General features: G+C 55.5%; 17 protein-coding genes. 11 read left to right on the top strand and 6 right to left on the bottom strand.

Annotated elements, in window-relative coordinates:
* Positions 1-18 precede the first annotated feature (18 nt).
* Positions 19-927, top strand: a complete 909-nt coding sequence (locus tag L248_RS04585) for an Rgg/GadR/MutR family transcriptional regulator (RefSeq protein ID WP_022528921.1) — start codon at positions 19-21, stop codon at positions 925-927.
* 105 nt (positions 928-1,032) lie between these two features.
* Here L248_RS04585 and L248_RS04590 read toward each other — a convergent pair whose 3' ends face one another.
* Entirely contained in the window at positions 1,033-2,118 is a 1,086-nt protein-coding gene (locus L248_RS04590; protein WP_040534804.1) for an Mbeg1-like protein, read from the bottom strand.
* A 113-nt stretch (positions 2,119-2,231) separates the two neighbouring features.
* On the opposite strand from L248_RS04590, the gene L248_RS15075 reads away from it, so the two are divergent.
* Together L248_RS15075 and L248_RS04600 are read left to right on the top strand one after the other, a co-directional pair.
* Complete coding sequence (locus L248_RS15075) at positions 2,232-2,816, top strand: TetR/AcrR family transcriptional regulator (protein WP_022528923.1); 585 nt, start codon at positions 2,232-2,234, stop codon at positions 2,814-2,816.
* 112 nt (positions 2,817-2,928) lie between these two features.
* Positions 2,929-3,342, top strand: coding sequence for a hypothetical protein (locus tag L248_RS04600; protein WP_155828569.1), 414 nt, complete (start codon positions 2,929-2,931; stop codon positions 3,340-3,342).
* Between the two features lie 126 nt (positions 3,343-3,468).
* On the opposite strand, the gene L248_RS04605 is transcribed toward L248_RS04600, so the two are convergent.
* Both L248_RS04605 and L248_RS04610 read right to left on the bottom strand, forming a co-directional pair.
* Positions 3,469-4,842, bottom strand: coding sequence for an NAD-dependent succinate-semialdehyde dehydrogenase (locus L248_RS04605; protein ID WP_022528925.1), 1,374 nt, complete (start codon positions 4,840-4,842; stop codon positions 3,469-3,471).
* 187 nt (positions 4,843-5,029) lie between these two features.
* Positions 5,030-6,052, bottom strand: coding sequence for a zinc-binding alcohol dehydrogenase family protein (locus tag L248_RS04610; protein ID WP_022528926.1), 1,023 nt, complete (start codon positions 6,050-6,052; stop codon positions 5,030-5,032).
* Positions 6,053-6,167: 115 nt separating this feature from the next.
* On the opposite strand from L248_RS04610, the gene L248_RS04615 reads away from it, so the two are divergent.
* The 5 genes from L248_RS04615 to L248_RS04640 all read left to right on the top strand — a co-directional run bounded on the left by L248_RS04615 (position 6,168) and on the right by L248_RS04640 (position 12,744).
* Positions 6,168-6,533: a winged helix-turn-helix transcriptional regulator gene (locus L248_RS04615; RefSeq protein ID WP_022528927.1), complete on the top strand. Its 366-nt coding sequence runs from the start codon at positions 6,168-6,170 to the stop codon at positions 6,531-6,533.
* Between the two features lie 295 nt (positions 6,534-6,828).
* A complete protein-coding gene (locus L248_RS04620) occupies positions 6,829-8,553 on the top strand; it encodes an ABC transporter ATP-binding protein (RefSeq protein ID WP_040534806.1) in 1,725 nt (574 codons plus the stop codon).
* Positions 8,550-10,331, top strand: coding sequence for an ABC transporter ATP-binding protein (locus L248_RS04625; RefSeq protein ID WP_022528929.1), 1,782 nt, complete (start codon positions 8,550-8,552; stop codon positions 10,329-10,331). Before L248_RS04620 ends, L248_RS04625 begins: the two co-directional genes overlap by 4 nt.
* A 459-nt stretch (positions 10,332-10,790) precedes the next feature.
* Positions 10,791-12,176 (top strand): branched-chain amino acid transport system II carrier protein, encoded by a 1,386-nt coding sequence (gene brnQ, locus L248_RS04635; protein WP_040534808.1) that lies wholly within the window; start codon positions 10,791-10,793, stop codon positions 12,174-12,176.
* Positions 12,177-12,300: 124 nt separating this feature from the next.
* Positions 12,301-12,744, top strand: a complete 444-nt coding sequence (locus tag L248_RS04640; RefSeq protein ID WP_040534941.1) for a GNAT family N-acetyltransferase — start codon at positions 12,301-12,303, stop codon at positions 12,742-12,744.
* A 274-nt stretch (positions 12,745-13,018) separates the two neighbouring features.
* Here L248_RS04640 and L248_RS04645 read toward each other — a convergent pair whose 3' ends face one another.
* Entirely contained in the window at positions 13,019-13,474 is a 456-nt protein-coding gene (locus L248_RS04645) for an ASCH domain-containing protein (RefSeq protein WP_040534944.1), read from the bottom strand.
* 4 nt (positions 13,475-13,478) lie between these two features.
* Positions 13,479-14,360 carry a proline iminopeptidase gene (gene pepI, locus L248_RS04650; protein WP_425423439.1) on the bottom strand — a complete coding sequence of 294 codons (882 nt, stop codon included), beginning with the start codon at positions 14,358-14,360 and terminating at the stop codon, positions 13,479-13,481.
* A 346-nt stretch (positions 14,361-14,706) separates the two neighbouring features.
* On the opposite strand from pepI, the gene L248_RS04655 reads away from it, so the two are divergent.
* A complete protein-coding gene (locus L248_RS04655) occupies positions 14,707-15,402 on the top strand; it encodes a CPBP family intramembrane glutamic endopeptidase (RefSeq protein WP_040534810.1) in 696 nt (231 codons plus the stop codon).
* A 199-nt stretch (positions 15,403-15,601) separates the two neighbouring features.
* On the opposite strand, the gene L248_RS04660 is transcribed toward L248_RS04655, so the two are convergent.
* Positions 15,602-15,808: a hypothetical protein gene (locus L248_RS04660; RefSeq protein WP_022528935.1), complete on the bottom strand. Its 207-nt coding sequence runs from the start codon at positions 15,806-15,808 to the stop codon at positions 15,602-15,604.
* Between the two features lie 140 nt (positions 15,809-15,948).
* Here L248_RS04660 and L248_RS04665 point away from each other — a divergent pair, with 140 nt between their 5' ends.
* Positions 15,949-16,773 (top strand): CPBP family intramembrane glutamic endopeptidase, encoded by an 825-nt coding sequence (locus tag L248_RS04665; RefSeq protein ID WP_040534811.1) that lies wholly within the window; start codon positions 15,949-15,951, stop codon positions 16,771-16,773.
* A 507-nt stretch (positions 16,774-17,280) separates the two neighbouring features.
* Positions 17,281-17,499 (top strand): hypothetical protein (locus L248_RS16030; protein ID WP_196811990.1); only part of this gene is annotated, 219 nt, incomplete at its 3' end.

The raw sequence follows: 17,499 nt of genomic DNA on the forward strand, positions 1-17,499 counted from the left end.
CCAAGGGAGGGATTCATCGTGGGGTTACCGTTAGGAGAAGCGTTCCGCGAGTTCCGCACCAACCGCAACATCAGCTTGCGGCAAGCGGCTGGCGACATTGTGACGAAGTCGTTTCTATCGAAATTTGAACGGGGCCAATCCGCCATTTCTGCTGACAAGTTGTGGGCATTACTGGCACGGTTAAATGTGACGCCGGCAGAATTTCAGTATCGGGTCATGGGGCATGCCCGCCTGCCCAGCGACGATTTCTTTGTCCGCCTCAATCAGGCCGTCGGGAATAATCGGCAGAACATTGCCCAAGCCGACCGCCTGATCGCCGAAGCGGAAGCCCGATATGCGCAATCGGGATTGCCCACTGACCGGATCGATGCCATTGCAGCGCGAGCCAGCAAAGATACGATTACCGATACGGTGCTGCCTGCGGAAGAAATCAATTACGTCCTGGACTATTTGTTTGAAACGGAAGAATGGCTGAGTTACGAAGTGAATGTGATCGATGAGATCCTGATCTTCGTGTCCTACGGCACCCGCCTGCAAATTGCGCAATCACTAATCAAGCATGGGGGCGATTTTGCCTCCGCGAGCCATAATCAAGAGCAAGTGGGCAATACGCTGCTGAATATTTTGGCCCTCATGATTCGCGACCGGCGTTTTGCGGACGCCCAGTCATTATTTGGCCTGTTGGCAAATAATGACATGATTCAATCATCATTGTTCAACGCCCTGAATTTTCAGACTCTGCGATCCGCCGATTGGTTTTTGACCGGTCGCCAGGAGGCCGCTTGGGACGCACTGCACTGGGCGGCGGCAACGCTGCATCACTTGGGACAGGACGAAATGGGGGCAGCCTTTGTCCATCAATGGCATTTGTTAACGCACCAGGCCGTCGACTATGCCGCGGTGGCGGCGGAGAGCAAAGAGAAGTGAATAGACAGTAGACCGTCCCAATGTCTGTCGGTGGCACACCACAAAAAAGGGGGGCACCGGCGGAATTGCTGGTGTCCCTCTTTCGACATGAATTGAGAAATGCCGTTAACTAAACGGCAGCCGCGGGGTCGCGCCTAACGCGTGCCAGAAATGGCCGGCGGCTGTTTTCCACTGGGCCTTCATCGTGTCGGGCATGGCCTTCGCGGCCCGGTAGAACGTCCGCAGCCGGTGCGGGCTGAGCTGCATCAGCTCGCCCATCGTCTGGGCGTGGGCCGCATCAGCCACCCCATAGAGGGAAGCCAGAAAGATACTGCGCTCAATGCGGGACATGTTGTGGAGAAAGCCGGTCACTGTTTTTTGCACGAATCGGAAGAAACGGCCGGTCTCGGCACAAGAAACGAAGCGGCGGCCGTAGATGCGCCAGGAGAAGGGGTCGTGCTGGTCGACAGCAGCTCGGCGAGTGCTGGCGACGACGGCGTAGTCGTGGTGGTTTTCTAACACCAGCCCAAAGATCGATTCCTGCGGGACGATCTTGGTAATGCGGGCACGCATGGCGCGGTAGCGCTTCTCCAAGTGCAAATTGGGTAAAAATCCGGGGCCGTCCAGGTTGAAGACCCGGGTAATGTGCTGGGCCACGGTCTGGGCCGCGTGCAGCGCGGTATAGACGGCGAGGTTGCCGCCCTTCGAGTGGCCGCCGAGGTAATAGCGGCCGGGGTGGCTGGCGTAGACTTCTTGGAAGTAGGCGACGGCCGAACGCTGGGAGGGGATCTCGGACAGGTAGATCATGTTGAAATCTTCCTTCCAGCCGGCGATGGACGCGTCGGTGCCGCGGAAGGCAACATAATAGTGGCCGGGGGTCAGCGCAAACGTCACTGCGGCAAATTGCTGGGCGGCCACGGTGTTGAACTTCTCCCGGTAATGAAGCCAGCGGATGTGGCGGTAGCGCACGCTGGTGATCATCGCCCGCAGCAGTCCGCCGAAGAAAGTCAGTGACCACGTGGTTGTCAAAAGTGTCTGCTGGCTCGCCTGGTCATCGGCCAGGTCCGCCAGTTCGTGGTCGGCCGGCAGCGCGCCAAAGTTCATTGACGCCAGCAGAGCCATAATGGCCCCATCGATCTCGTTGAGCGGCCGCTGGGCAAAGGTTTGGTCCCCGTACCGCGTTACATATTGTTCCAGAAAATTGACAGCCACGCACAGCACCTCCGAATAGAATACTTTTATTTTGCCAGCCTCACTGGAGAAAAGCAACACCTGTATGTTAAACTACAGTTATGTTTTAATTATGAAGCGGGGAGGTCCCTTTTATGGCCAGCATTGATCGGCGCATCGTGAAAACCAAGAAAGCCATCCGGGCCGCGTTGCGTCAGCTGCTGGCGGAGAAGCCGCGGCAGGCGATCACGGTGACAGACGTGGCCCGGACGGCGGATATCAACCGGGCGACATTCTATACATATTATCCCGACGTGGACGCGGTCATCGCGGAAGCTGAGGACGAAGTGACCACGGCGTTGACGGCGCTGCTGGAAGACGTGGACTGGACGGCGGCCTTCCAGCGGCCCACCGCTCTTTTTGCGGTGCTCCACCAGCTCGTGGTCCAGGATTACGCCTTCTACCACGGTCTGGCGACGGAGGACGTGGGCGGATTGTTGGAGAAAATCGGCGCCACATTGAAGGCCCGGCTGCAAGAACGGGTCCCCGCTGACTATTTCCCCGACGACGTCACCAAGACCACGGTCATCGACTACACTGTCGGCGGTCTGGTGGCGGTGTACCGCCGGTGGCTGCAGGACCCGCAAGTGACGCCGCAAGCTCCGGCTATCGTCAGCCAGTTGGCGTTGAAGGGGATCAGCAGCGTGGCGGATTTTCCTGACGACGTGTTGGGCGATTAATTGCGCAAGAATTGATTAAGATGCGCACCATGTGCGGACCCGGCCAAGTGAGCCAACCTATAATGACAGCGATGTAAGAGGTTCCATTTCTCCCTTGGGGAAGAAGGTCCTGATGATGGGTCATCATCGCTGGCTGCTCGCGGCCCTGGTGGCGGTCATCGTGCTCGGCACGGATGGCTCGCTCATTGGCAGTAAGATTGCCCAGTGGGCGGGGGCAGAAAGGCAGCCGCAAATCGCTGCCAGCCAACAGCTGAATCATATTCTCAACGAACGTTCCCCGGCGGCCCTGGCCAAGCTGAGCGGTGATGACGCCACTTACACGTACCAGCAGCTCAAACAGTACCGCCACCGCCGAGTCACCGTCAGCAACTTCTCGGATGACCAGGGCGGCGGCAGCCTGCTCTATTTTGTCGGCACCATGGGCCGTTACACGCACGTTGATTTCCAAATGCGGGCTGTGACCCGCCGTGGCCAAACCCGCTATGTGCTGACCCGCATTGAAATCAGCCCTGGCGATGAGCAGTGATTCAAAATACGTCCGCAACTATGAAAAAGCCCCCGCAAACATTGGCAATGCCAGTCGTTTGCGGGGGCTTTGGCGTATCTTGCGGGCGCAACGCCGCGAATAACGCGAGGTCTGCTTGAACCGAAGTTATTTCACCGACGTATTCAGAATCATGTGCTCGTTCGTAAACGTCGCGAAGCCGATTTCGTCCATTTCACGGCCGTAACCGGAGTTCTTCACACCGCCGAAGGGCAGCTCCGGCGAGGTGATGAACGGCGCGTTGATCGTCGTCATCCCGGTTTCGATGCGGCGGGCAATGGCATCAGCGTGGGCCGGGTCTTGGGAGTACACGACGCTGCCCAAGCCATAGCGGGAATCGTTGGCTAAGGCGATGGCTTCGTCGTCGTTAGTCACTTTGAAGACCTCGGCCACGGGGCCAAAGATTTCTTGGCTGAACAACGGGTTTTGCTTGTCAATGTCGGTTAGAATCGTGGGCTGGATGAAGGCGCCCGGCAAGTCAATTGGCTGGTTGCCGTACGCGACGTGCGCCCCATGGGCAATGGCCTCATCGATTTGGCTTTGGACCTTCTCTTTCGCCCGTTCAGAATTCATCGGGGCCAAGGTCGTGGCTGGGTCCATCGGGTCGCCTGGCTGGTATGTCTTGAAGGCCGCTGCCAGCTGCGCAACGAATTCGTCATAGTGGCTGGCCGGGATAATGAACCGTTTGGACGAGGTGCAGACCTGGCCCACGTTGCGCAGCCGGGCGTTGGGGGCGGCTTGGTAGACGGCGTCCCAGTCGGCATCTTCCAGGGCGATGAAGACATCGGTCCCGCCCAGCTCCATCGACGATTTCTTAAGTTGCTTGCCTGCTTCTTGAGCGACTGATGCGCCGCCCCTTTCTGACCCCGTCAAGGCGACCCCGGAGACCCGGGGATCCGCGATGGCCTGGCTGACTTGATCGTAAGAAAGGAACAGATTCTTGAACGCGCCCTCCGGTGCACCGGCTTCGCGGACCATGTCTTCGAAGGCCGCCGCTGAGCCGGGCGTGTTCGACGCGTGCTTCAGGATCATTGGATTGCCCACCATGAAGTTCGGGGCGAAGACGCGCATCACTTGGTAGAAAGGAAAGTTCCACGGCTCGACGGCGACGAGCACGCCGGTCGCCTGGCGAATGTAGTACGCCTTGCCGTGGCTGCTCGTCAGGGGCTGCGGGGCCATGAAGGCTTCCCCGTGATCCGCAAAATAGTCGGCAATCGTCGCGCAGAGTTCTACTTCGGCTTCGGCCTCGCCAATCAATTTGCCCATGTCGCGGGTCATAATGGCGGCATAATCGTGTTTCTTCTCCCGCAGTAATTGGGCGACCTTGTGCAAAATCGGCCCGCGGGCGGCCGGTGCCTGCCGGCGCCAGTCAGTATAGACGCGGTGGCCCTGGGCCAGTGCGTCTTCTAGATCGGCGTCGGTCGCGGCCGGGTATGTTTTGACCAGTTTGTTCGTATACGGATCAACTGTTTGATATGCCATAAATGGAGCCCTCCAATATGTTTTTTGGTAGCGTCCAATCTACCAATACCAGCATAAATCTCAATCGGTCAATGTGCAAATCAAGATGTGAAAGCTAACAAAATCAGCTAAATACCCAAATATGCACGGACTATATCATTATTGGTATATCCCAATTTGAGACGTGTGGATGCATTAGCCAGGATCCTTAAGCCCATGGCCCGCTCACCACCACTTTGCCGATCATATGGCCGGATTCCACCAAAGCATGGGCTTGCCGCAGACTCGCTGCATTCAGCGGCGTGATCGTCTTCGTCAGCGTACACTGGATCGTTCCGGCAGCCAGCAACGCCGCCATGCGGTCCAAGATAGCCCCCTGGGAATCCAGATCATACCCGTACCAGGACTTGGAATACATCCATTCCCAGGCGAAGGTGGCCCGCTTCTTCGTTAATTTCTGCAAGTCGATGCCCCGCCGGTTCTCGGTGATGGCCGCGATCCAGCCGTCGGGTCGAATCATCTCGGCGATCTCGGGCCAGTGTTCGTCCAGGTGAGAAAGGTTCAGGATATAATCCACATAGCGGTAGCCGGCCTGATGCAGCTGGGCCGGCAGCGGCTGGCGGTGGTTCAGCACGTGGTCCGCGCCGTGCGCCCGGACCCATTGCTGGGATTCCGGCCGCGATGCCGTGGCCAGTACCTGCAGTCCTGCCCAGTGGGCCAATTGGGTGGCGACGGAACCGACCCCGCCGCTGCCGTTGATGATCAGGATGCTGTGGTTCGCGTTCTGGTCCGGCTGGTCCGTGGCGATATGCAATTTCTCAAAGAGGGCTTCCCAGGCGGTCAAACTCGTCAGGGGCATGGCCGCCGCTTCAGCGTCCGTCAGCTGCTTGGGGGCATGGCCGACGATGCGCTCGTCCACCAGCTGATATTCGGCGTCGCTGCCGGGGCGCTTGTAGTTGCCGGCGTAATAGACGCGGTCGCCCACGTGAAATCGGGTGACGGCACTGCCGACTTGGGTCACCGTGCCGACCGCATCCCAGCCGATGACTTTCGGCTGGGCCAATGTTCCGTGACCGGCCCGCCGGGTGCCGGTGTCCACGGGGTTCACCGACACCGCTTTGACGTTCACCAGCAGATCATGGCCGGTGGGGGTGGGCTTTGCTAACGTGATATCCACCAAACTGCGGGGATCACTGATGGGCAGATGCTGCGTGTAACCAATGGCTTTCATTTCAATTCCAGCTTTCTTACTTACTTAACCTTGCATACCCGATGGTAAGTGTCCTACTATCGAAATGTAAGTGAGTAAAATGTAAGCTATCTGATGTCAGAAAGAAGGCTTGTTGATGAAACGTCACGAAGTCTATGATTGTGCCGCGGGCTGCCCGGTTCAAAGTACCGTCCAGTTCATCGCCGGTAAATGGAAGAGTGTCATCTTGTACCATCTGCTGCAAGGCGATGCCACGCAGTTCAGTACACTCGACCGGGCGATTCCCTCTGTGTCCCCACGCATGCTGGCGTTGCAATTAGCGCAATTAGAAGCGGACGGGATCATCGTGAAGAAATGCGGTCCGGCGGTGGACAACCGTACTATGGTCTACGCGCTGACACCCTTTGGTCAAACCTTGGCGCCGGTGATTCAGGCCATGGCGGCCTGGGGAACGGCCTATAATGCGGCCCAGAAGGATAAGCAAGCCGCGGCCGAGCCATAGGCCAGGACGCCGGCCAACCCCGCTCTGGCGGAGCAGCCGCGTCCTGCGCCACTGGCAGACCACCCCTGGTTTTGCGCGGGTACGTTGTCGTGAGACAACTTGAACAAACAGCAAAATCCCTGTAAACTAGGTTCTAATAATTTGCTTTCTTGGTAGTCATCGGAGGGTTTCCTAATACGGGGGCTGGATAAGATGCGGACGGACAAGCCGTTCAATGTCTTATCCTTTTTTAATCTCAAAAAGGAAGACCGCCCGGCTGGATACCGGGACCGGGGAAATGGGAGGATTACGGAACATGAAGACTTTGCTACCGTACATACGGCGTTACCAAAAAGATGCCTGGCTGGCCACGCTGGCGGTTGTGGCCTTAGTGTTTGCCACACTTTGGCAGCCGCGCTTGCTGCAGACGGTGATGGATGCTATTTTGCGCAACGATAAGACGACCGTTTGGCAAGAAGGCATCATGCTGATTGCCTTGGCCTTGCTGGGCATCGCCGCGGGTATCGTGAATACCGTGTATTCTGCCCGTGTCGCCTTAGGGGTGGCGACGGATCTGCGGGCCGACCTGTATCGCAAGGTGCAGACCTTTGCCTACGCGGATGTGGAAAAGTTTTCTGCCTCTAACCTGGTCGTACGCATGACCAACGATATTAACCAGGTGCAGCAGATCGTCATGGCCGGTTTCCAGCAGGTCAGCCGGATTCCGCTGCTGTTTGCCGGGGCCTTCATTCTCGCCATGATGACGATGCCGGAACAATGGTGGGTCCTCCTGATGATGATGGCAATCATCGTCATCGTCAGCTTGTTTTCTTTCCAACGGATGGGGAAATACTTTGCCCAGACCCAGCAGGACATCGAAAACGTGAACACCATCGCCCGGGAAAATCTGATGGGGATTCGGGTAGTCAAATCGTTCGTGCAGGAACCGAATGAAATCAAGAAGTTCTCCCGGGCGTCGGACCGCTTAACGGATGTGACGGCCAAAATCGGCTATCTGTTCGCCATCTTGATGCCGGTGTTCTTCCTGACGGCCAACCTGGCCATCGTTCTCTCTGTCTACTTGGTGGGCCAAAGTATCACTGCCCATCCGGCGTATTTAGCGGCCATCGTCAGTTTCACGTCGTACCTGATGCAGATCCTCTTTGCCGTCATCAACGGCGGCTTTATGATGACCTTTGCCTCCCGGGCAATTATTTCTCTCGGCCGCATCGGTGCCGTGATGAACACGACGCCGAGCATGACCTATGTGCCGGCCAATGATGATATTCAGGTCAACGGCGACATTGCTTTCGAGCACGTTACCTTCACTTACCCGGGGGATGAGAAGCCCACGCTGCAAGATGTCAGCTTCAGTATCCATTCTGGCGACATGCTCGGCATCGTCGGGGCCACCGGATCGGGGAAGACGACGCTGGCCTTGCTGATTGCCCGGCTTTTTGACCCGGACAGCGGCGTGGTCAAGATTGGCGGTATCGATGTGCGCCAGCTGCCAGAAAAGACCCTCCGGGACACGATTGCCTATGTCCTCCAACGGTCGGCCCTTTTCTCCGGGACCATTGCCGGGAACTTAAAACAGGTTCAGCCGGACGCCACGCTGCCCCAGATGAAGTGGGCGGCGAACGTGGCCCAGGCCGCGGAATTCATTGACCGGCTGCCGCAGACCTACAACGCCCCGGTGGAGGAACGTTCTTCGAACTTTTCTGGCGGCCAGAAGCAGCGTCTGACGATTACCCGGGGGGTCATCGCCGACCCGAAGATCCTCATTCTGGATGATGCCACGTCGGCACTGGATGCGCGGTCCGAAAAACTGGTGCAGGAGGCGCTGGACCGGGAATTGAAAAAGACGACCACCATCGTGATCGCCGAAAAGATCGCCTCGATTTTGCGGGCGGACAAGATCCTGGTTCTGGACCACGGCCGCATCGTCGGCAGCGGCACCCACCACGAACTGGTCCGGAATAATGCCGTATACCAAGAGATTTATCAGACGCAGAAAGCACGCGAGGAGGGGTTAGCATGACCGATTTACAAAACGCGGGCCGCTATTACTGGCACTATCTCAAGAAATACTGGTTCGGCTTCCTCGTGACGATCGTGCTCATCAGTATTTCCACCGCGTGTATCGTCATCGCCCCGACCTATTTGGGCCGGGCGATCGAAGAATTGACCCAGTATCTCCAGTTGTGGACCAATCCCGCCACCCGGCCCCAGGACAGCTTCGGCGCCTTCCACACCACCCTGTGGATCTACCTGGCCCTCTATCTGGGCGACGCCAGCAGTATCTTTATTTCCAGCCTGGTCCTGGCCCGCATCACTGCGTATTCCACGGGGACGATGCGCGTCGGTCTGTTCCGCAAGATGCAGCGGATGCAGGTCCGCTATTTCGACGCCCACAGCGATGGCGACATCCTCGCCCGCTACACATCAGACCTGGATAATATTTTCAACGCACTCAACCAGGCCTTGATTGAGATCTTTCTCTCCGTCGCCCAATTCATCGGCCTGCTGATCGTGATGTTCGCCCAGAACGTGACGATGGCCCTGGTCACCATGGCGTCCACGCCGGTCGCCCTGGTCATCGCCGCCTACGTGATGAAGAAAGCCGGTACGGCCGTTAATCGCCAGCAGGATGACATTGGCCAGCTGAACGGTTATATCAACGAACAGATCACCGGGCAGAAAATGATCATCACCAACGGCCTCCAGCAGGATTCGGTCAAGGGCTTCACCCGTTACAACGACCGGGTGCGTTCGTCTGCACTGAGCGGGCAGATCTGGTCCGGCATCTTGAACCCGCTGATGCAGGGCATGTCGCTGCTGAATACGGCCATCGTCATCTTCTTCGGCTCCTGGCTGGCCTTGAACGGCAGCCTGTCCACCGGCGCCGCCCTGGCTCTGGTGGTCGTGTTCGTTAACTACGCCCAGCAGTATTATCAGCCGATCATGTCGCTGACCAGCCTGTACGGGATGATCCAGCTGGCCATCACCGGCGCCCGCCGGGTCGATGAAGTGCGCAACCAGCCGGACGAGGTGAATCCCGCCGATGGCCTGCCGCTTAACGGCATCCAGCATGACGTGCAGATTAAGGACGTGCACTTCAGTTACAACCCGGGCAAGGAGATCCTCCACGGCGTGTCGATCACCTTGCATAAGGGAGAAATGGTCGCCCTGGTCGGGCCCACCGGTTCTGGCAAGACCACAGTGATGAACTTGTTGAACCGGTTCTACGACGTGGACAGCGGCGCCATTACCATTGATGGCACCGATATTCGCCGGTTCGACCTGCACGCGCTGCGAGCTAACGTGGGCATCGTCCTGCAAGACCCCCAGCTGTTCACGGGAACCATTGCGGATAATATCCGGTACGGTGATCCCACCGCTGCGATGGATCGGGTCATTGATGCGGCCCAGCAAGCCAATATCCACGACTTCATCATGAGCCTGCCCCAACAGTACGAGACCACTGTATCGGACGAGCAGAACATTTTCTCGGCTGGTCAAAAACAACTGATGTCGATTGCGCGGACGATCCTGACCAACCCGGCGCTGCTGATTCTGGATGAGGCGACGTCAAACGTGGACACGGTCACCGAGGCCAATATCCAAGCCGCCATGGACAACGTCATGCAGGGCCGCACCAGCTTCGTCATTGCCCACCGGCTGAAAACGATTCTGAATGCGGACAAGATCGTCGTTCTGAAAGACGGCACGATCATTGAGCAGGGCAACCACCACGAATTGTTAGAAGAGAACGGCTTCTACGCCGAGCTGTACCATAACCAGATGGTGTTTGAGTAAATGTCGGCGGGCCTTCCAAAAAATGAGCGTTCGATCGGATCTTTTCTGTTGACTTCTGCCAGATTATTTGTAAAATGGGTGAAAATAAAAGACATCATTAAAAACGATGAGTAGAAGAGTACCGGATGGGCAGTGTCGTCAGCGAGTCTCGATTGGTGCAAGGAGACCTCTGCCTGCTTGGGAAAGTAGTCTATGAGTTGTCCTTGCGACTGCGGAAGCAAGGTCTGGGATTGCCCATTACAGCAAGCGCGTATCGCCCTCTGGAGGCCGTACGCAGTGAGGCCGTTAACGGTGACGTGAACGGTGAAATAAGGTGGTACAGTGCGGCAATCCGCGCCCTTAACAGGTTTGACTGTGGGGGCGTTTTTTTATGGCCCAAAACATCAATTTAAGCCGGCGCCACTAGCCGATCACCTGATCAGCCGACACCCATGTCATTATAAAATGGAGGAATTCTCAATGTCCGAACAACCGAAATTAACAAAACGGCAATACCTTACCCTGGGTTCATTGTTATTAGGCATGTTTTTTGGGGCGGGGAATCTGATATTCCCCATCCATCTGGGTCAGCTCGCTGGCGATGCGTGGCTGCCCGCCGCAGTCGGTTTTTTGCTATCGGCTATTCTGCTGCCCCTGCTCGCGATTATGGCCATCAGCCTCACCCGGGCCAGCAGTATGTACGACTTGGCCCGGCCGGTGGGCCACGGCTTCGCTTTGTTTTTCCTTTTGGCGACCCACGCGAGTCTTGGCCTCCTCATTGCGTCACCCCGGACGGCGACGGTGAGTTACACCATCGGGATTGCCCCATTCCTGGGCAAAGGGCAACAGCAAATCGGGTTACTGATCTTCTCGTTTCTCTTTTTCCTGACCACTTTTTGTCTGGCCTGGAACGAAAGTAAAATCACGACGTACATTGGCAAATTATTGAACCCGCTTTTTCTGATTTTGCTGGCCGCGATCTTCTTCTGGGCCTTTCTCATTAAGGGCGATATCCGGGCGGTGAGCACCACGGGGAACGCAAAATTGATCAGCAGTAATCTCATCAACGGCTTCCTCCAGGGATACAACACGATGGATGCCTTGGCGGGTCTCGGTTTTGGGGTGACAATCATCACCGCACTCAAATTAATGGGCTTGCATCATGCGGGTGGTCGGGCCAAAGCCGTCGCCAAAGTGGGCTCCTTGGCGATGGGATTGGAAGCTGTCATTTATGTGCTCTTGATCATGCTAGGGGCGATCAGTCTTCGCTTTTCTAAACTGACTGAGAACGGCGGTACCGCGTTCAATCAGATTATGACCCATTACACGGGCCTGGCCGGTACCGCATTACTGGAGGCGATGACTTTATTAGCCTGTTTAACCACCGCCATCGGTTTGGTCACGTCCTTTTCCCAGGACCTCGGTCACCGCTTCCCTCGGCTGGGGTACCACTTCTTCCTGCCAGTCACCGCCATTGGGGCGTTCTTCATTGCGAATTTTGGCTTGGATCAGATTATTGCGTACTCCACGCCCATTCTGATGCTGCTGTACCCGTTAGCGATTGCCTTGATCCTGCTGGGCCTGCTTCATCCGTGGATTGGCAAAAATACGCGGATCTATAAGGTGACGGTGGGGTTCACGGTGATTCCCGCCTTGCTGGATGCTGTGCATGCGCTGCCTGCTGGTCTGGCGCGTCTCCCGTTCTTTGCGGCGATTCAGCATTTCGCCACATCCTTTATCCCCTGGTACACGATTGGCATGGACTTTGTGCCGTTTATCGCCGTTGGGTTCCTGGGCGGTCTGATCGCCGCGAAATTGAGCGGGGTTAAGCTGGCGCCTGATTTGCCGGATTCTGATCAAGACTAGATTTTCTGATTGAAAGCGAGGAAACTCAGAGGTGGATGCTTTTCGACCGCGAAGGACCAGGCGGGCGCTATTGTCTGGTTAAACGAAACCACTAACGAACAGATTATTAAGGAGCGGAATCATGATGAAAATAAGCGAGATCCAAGAAAGGTCGCCGGCACTGATTGCCAAGCTCACCGCCGTCTGGGAGAAGTCGGTGAAGGCGACACATCTCTTCCTGTCCGCCACCGAGATTGCAGAAATAAAAAAGGATGTCCCCCAAGCACTGCGGACGATCCCCCATTTAGTTGTTGCCGAAAATGAGCACCAGCGCCCCGTCGCCTTTATGGGCGTAGCCGGCCAGATGCTGGAGATGCTGTTTATCGCTCCTGCGGACAGGGGGAGCGGATTGGGGCGACAGCTCATCCAATACGGAATCGACCGCTATGGTATCACCGTCTTGGCGGTCAATGAACAAAACCCCGCGGCCAAGGGCTTTTATGAGCATATGGGCTTCCGGGTGGAGAAAAGGACAGACCGCGATGAACAGGGGCGGCCGTATCCCTTGTTGTACATGAAATTGAAGTAGCCCGTCATTTGTTGGACAAGTGGGCAAGACATGCTGGCCAGACGAAGCGCCGCTGCGATGAGACGATACAACGCTCATGGCAGCGGCGCTTCTTTTCGTTGGCTGCACTCACGGTTTCGTCGGCGGCTTCTGGGCATTTCTCCGAGCGGCCAGCGCCTGGGACGTCTCACGAATTGCGTTAAGTGGTCGAAATAGGACGGTAAGTGGTGGATAGACCGATACGACAAAAAGCACCCGCACGTTTCGCTGCCGAGACGTCCGGGTGTTAAAGCAATTATTTGTTTGGAATGGGGTAAACCACGTGGAAGGCTTCCAACACGATTCGGACCGTCTTGGGGTCAAAGGCCCGTCCTTCAGCCGCATACGCCTTCTTGAAGAAATCCGCGTGGACCTGGCGCCAATAGGCCAGGCTGCGGTCGCCTTCCCCTTCGCGGTAGGCGTGGTCGGCGGACACTGCCAGAAATGGCTGCACCGTCACCGCGTCGGTATACGTAACACAGACCGGGTGATGCGTGCTGTCGAGGATCACATCATATTCGCCAGGGTGGGGCAGCGGTTCGTCGGGTTCATACAAATCCCGTGCACTGGCCGTGGCAGTTTTCTTGCCAGCGAGAACCAATGCGGCCAGCTTATCGGCATCATCGCCAAATTGGTAGGCATCTGTGAGCGGCGTGCTAGCGGGCAGACCTAGCGCCTTTAGGGCGCGGGCAAAGTAACGGGCTGCGGTCATCGCCTCAGTCATTGGCTTTCAACCAGTGATCCAGCACGCTGATGAATTCGTCGTGCTGGTCCAGCAAAGCCAGGTGGCGGCTGTTCTGGAACAAGTGCCACTTTGCACCGGGAATGTGGTCATACACAGTCTTCGCAATCAGCGGCGTGCACAAGTCGTCGGTCCCATTGGTGACTAGCACGGGAACATGAATCTTGTGCAGTTGATCGGTGACGTCGAAGTCGCTGATGGTGCCGTTCTCGGTGAACTCGTTGGGTCCTTCAGCGATGAGGCTGGCGCGCTTACCGTTGGTGGGCCGGCGCAGGGGTTCGGGCGAGTTCTCATCCGGGTCGTCCCAGCAGTAACGTTCCATGTAGCGGTCATTGGCGGCCAAGTACTTGACGTTGGTGAAGTCTCCGGTGCGCTCGGCTTCAGCGATAGCCTGGCGATCTTCATAACTGAGGTATTTGATCAGCCGGTGCTGCTCGGAGATCCACAGCTTAATGGAAGACGGCGACCCGTCGATCATCACGCTCTTGATCCCTTGGGGGTCGTAACTGGTCAGATAGAACATCTCTAGCATCCCGCCCCAGGACTGACCCAGCATGTGGACCTCGTCCAGGTGGAGGTATTGGCGCAGCGCAATGAGTTCTTCCGCCCAGGTTTCCTTCACGTAGACCGCCGGGTCCTCCGGCAGCGACGACTTCCCGCAGCCCACCTGGTCGTACATGATCAGCTGCCGGCCAGTCTCGGCATAATCGTCCATCAGCTCAAAGTAGTTGTGGGACGAGCCAGGCCCGCCATGGATCAGCAGCAGGGGCGCCTTCCTCGGCGTCTTTTCGCCAACGATGCGATAGTACGTTTTGTATTCACGGAACGGCATGTAACCTTCTTGGATTTTTACCACTCTGGTCAGTCCTTTTTCAGAAATTTTGTGCTTGAGGCGATTGTACAACAATGGGACAGGGGTGTCGCGCACCGGTGCAGGGGCGATCCAGAAAAAAGCGGTATCGCCAGGTTGCTGTACGAACTTGCTTTGCGTTTAGCCTGCTGAATTTAGTGCCGGAACGATACGTTGAGCAGTCTTCGAGACAAGCCGACAAAATCATTAGGATACTGATAGTGATTGGCGTTTCATCTGGGCAGCCTATATATTAGTCCTTGTTGGCGCGATTGATTTCCAGGAGCAGTCAAGCGGAGAGCAGATGCGGCAATCCGTTGTTCAGTATCCAAGAGAAAGAGGGGGTGACGTCATGCTTTATAAGGGATTTCGATTTATTGGTACGGCTATCCTTGCGCTTGTATTGCCGCTGTTTATTGCCATGCCGCTTTTGGCCGATATGGCGTGGGAAGGAACGAAGCTGAGCTCGTGTCCCGTTTCCATCCACTGGGCCGCTTACCTGATTGGGTTCATCCTGGTCTTTCTCATCCTCAAATGGTGGTATAGCCGCTTTGGCAGAAGGAACAATTGGAACATATCCGTCCGCTGGATTCTACTATCAATCCTGTTTGGCGTCATTGCTTACGCTGTTTCAACAGGATTGCTCCTTATATCGTCAAAGTACCCCACTCTTTTCCATCAAGGGGATACTGTCACTGGGTCAAGTAACATTCCACTCTTACACGGTCGATTCAAATGGTTAACATTGATTGCTGCTTCCATAGGGTCACCAATTCTTGAAGAGATTGCATTCCGTGGGATTGTCCTGACGCAATTTGGAGAGCTGCTTAACAACCGTATTCTTGCCGCTGTCATGGCTTCGCTTCTTTTTGCAATTGCCCATATGACGGGTGTGGCTGCCTCCGCCGGAATCTTTTTCATGGGGATGGTCAACGCGGCACTTGACGAACGGTGCGAGTCGTTGACACCGGGAATCATGGTCCACATAACCTATAACACGATTATTTCAGCATCTGCCGTGATGACCGTGAGCGGGTTGTTGAAATAACGAAAGGAGACGCAATATTCATGGTACAGACCAGCAATCAGTTTAAACAGCTGGATAACTCAGATCTCGCAATGATCATGGGTTTTTTGGTCAAAGGCATCGCCGGCGGCGCGGTGTACCCTGCCCGGTAACCGTTACTGGATTGAAACCGGTGATTGCTCTACGCGCAAGACCGCATCGAAGAACGCCGCGGTCTGGTCTAGTCCAGCACGTCGTCTTCATAGGCTTGGGCGTACCGATTTCCCGGTAACAGCGTCAAACGGCTCGCGGGCTGAACTTTCGCCACTCGCTGGAAGAAGGCTACCGCATCTTTGACGGGCACTAATTCATCCAGCGAGTTCATCATGATAATCGGTTCGGGAGTCGGTGTTTGCTGAGTCAGCGGATTGATCGTTGAGAGCGTCAACTGGCTCGTTCGCGGTTTCAGAACCGCAAGTGGTAAGCAACAATGGATTGAAGCTGTATTTGGCTTATTAGCTGACTTGTGAGAGTCATCAGTCAACTCAAACCAGTTGCTTCAATCCATTTTGCTTTGGAGGATGCAGCATGGATACTCAGAAAACGCGCGTTAGAACAATCGGCACCATGTTGCTCTACGCCATATTGATGGCTGGGCACATTGGTATCAACCGATTCGAGGCAGCGCAAGCAATGTCTCAATCCCAAAGCCTGCTGGTCTGGTTGCTGATTGACTTGGCAGAGATTATGGTGATTCTTCTGATGATGAAGTACGTGTTCAAAATTCGCCTGTTAATTGGTAAAGGACATGCGCTGCAACTGACCACGGTGGTTTGGCTGATGCCGATGATCCTTTCCAACGTTGTTTCTGTGCTTCCGCAGCACTTCGTATTTCCCAGCAAGTACCAATTGTTTTTGGTAATTGTGGAAATGACCGCTGCGGTCGTCTTCGAGGAATTGCTTGGGCGAGGTTTAATCATTCCCATCGTCTTGCAGTACACACGCCGGTCAACTGTAGTAGTGACTTTGTCAGCCGTTACTTTCGCCGGAACGCATCTGATCAATGCCCTGTTCCAACCATTACAGCAGGTATTGGGACAAATCCTGTTCACTTTGCTTCTGGGGATTATCCTAGCCCAAGTATATTTGCTAACCGCTGATATTCTTTCGCCAATTGTCCTCCACCTTGTTTGGAACGCATCAATTGTCATACCCGGTTTGTTTGGTACAGGTTATGCCTTCTCCACTGGGATCAACTCGCTGATGCTGATTGTAGGCTTTGCCTGCTTGTTTGCGCTGATTCATCAACACGACCGTCAAATTACGGCTTCCCGTATTCGCAGCTTCACCAATGGAGCGTTTTATGGCCGGCAGGAGTGGGGGGAAAGGAGTTATCGAAGAAAACGGTGGTAACGCTGAAGAAAGTTAGCCACTTTCCATCATTGTCTTGATTCTGGTGCCATACGGTGCTGCAGTCATCTTGGTTCGGGAAATACGTACCAGCAAAAGTCGAAGTTAAGCCCGTTGTGTCCTTGTGGCTGTCGGCGGCATTGCTTTGCTTCTGTGGCGGACGTGGCGAGAGTGGTTTTGTTGCTGGCTGTAATGACAGCAGTGGTACGCTGCTTCTTGCGAACTGAAACACCGTCTGATTACCCAGTTCACGCGCTAACGTGTCCGAGCTTGCGAAAGATTGTAAATTATTAGGATACTGATAGATATTCGCGTCATGATTACGCCCATTGTACACTGGTTTTGTTGGTGAGGTACAGTGCTTCCAGGATGGATGCCTTGACACCGTCTAAGATGCGCAAATCCCAGTAACTGAAAGGATTGTTCATTTTAGAGCGTATCTAGTAAATATTTACCTGGTAATTGACACTGTATCCGGTTGGTAATGTCATTCAGAAAAGGAGTAATATCATGGAAAACAATAGTATTCAATTGCCCGCTTCCTTCACTCGTGATCTTTCAGAAGCGGAATTGGCAAATGTCAGTGGTGCTTGGAGCTTGTTCGGTGTTGTTGCTGGTACTGCCGCAACAGTGGGTGGAGTGGCTGGCCTGCTTGCTCCCGAGCCCACAGGCCTAACCAAGGTTGCTGGTTGGTCGGCTATTACTGGTGGCGTCGCAACAATTGGCCAA

Source organism: Schleiferilactobacillus shenzhenensis LY-73, from assembly GCF_000469325.1.
Taxonomy (GTDB): Bacteria; Bacillota; Bacilli; order Lactobacillales; family Lactobacillaceae; genus Schleiferilactobacillus; species Schleiferilactobacillus shenzhenensis.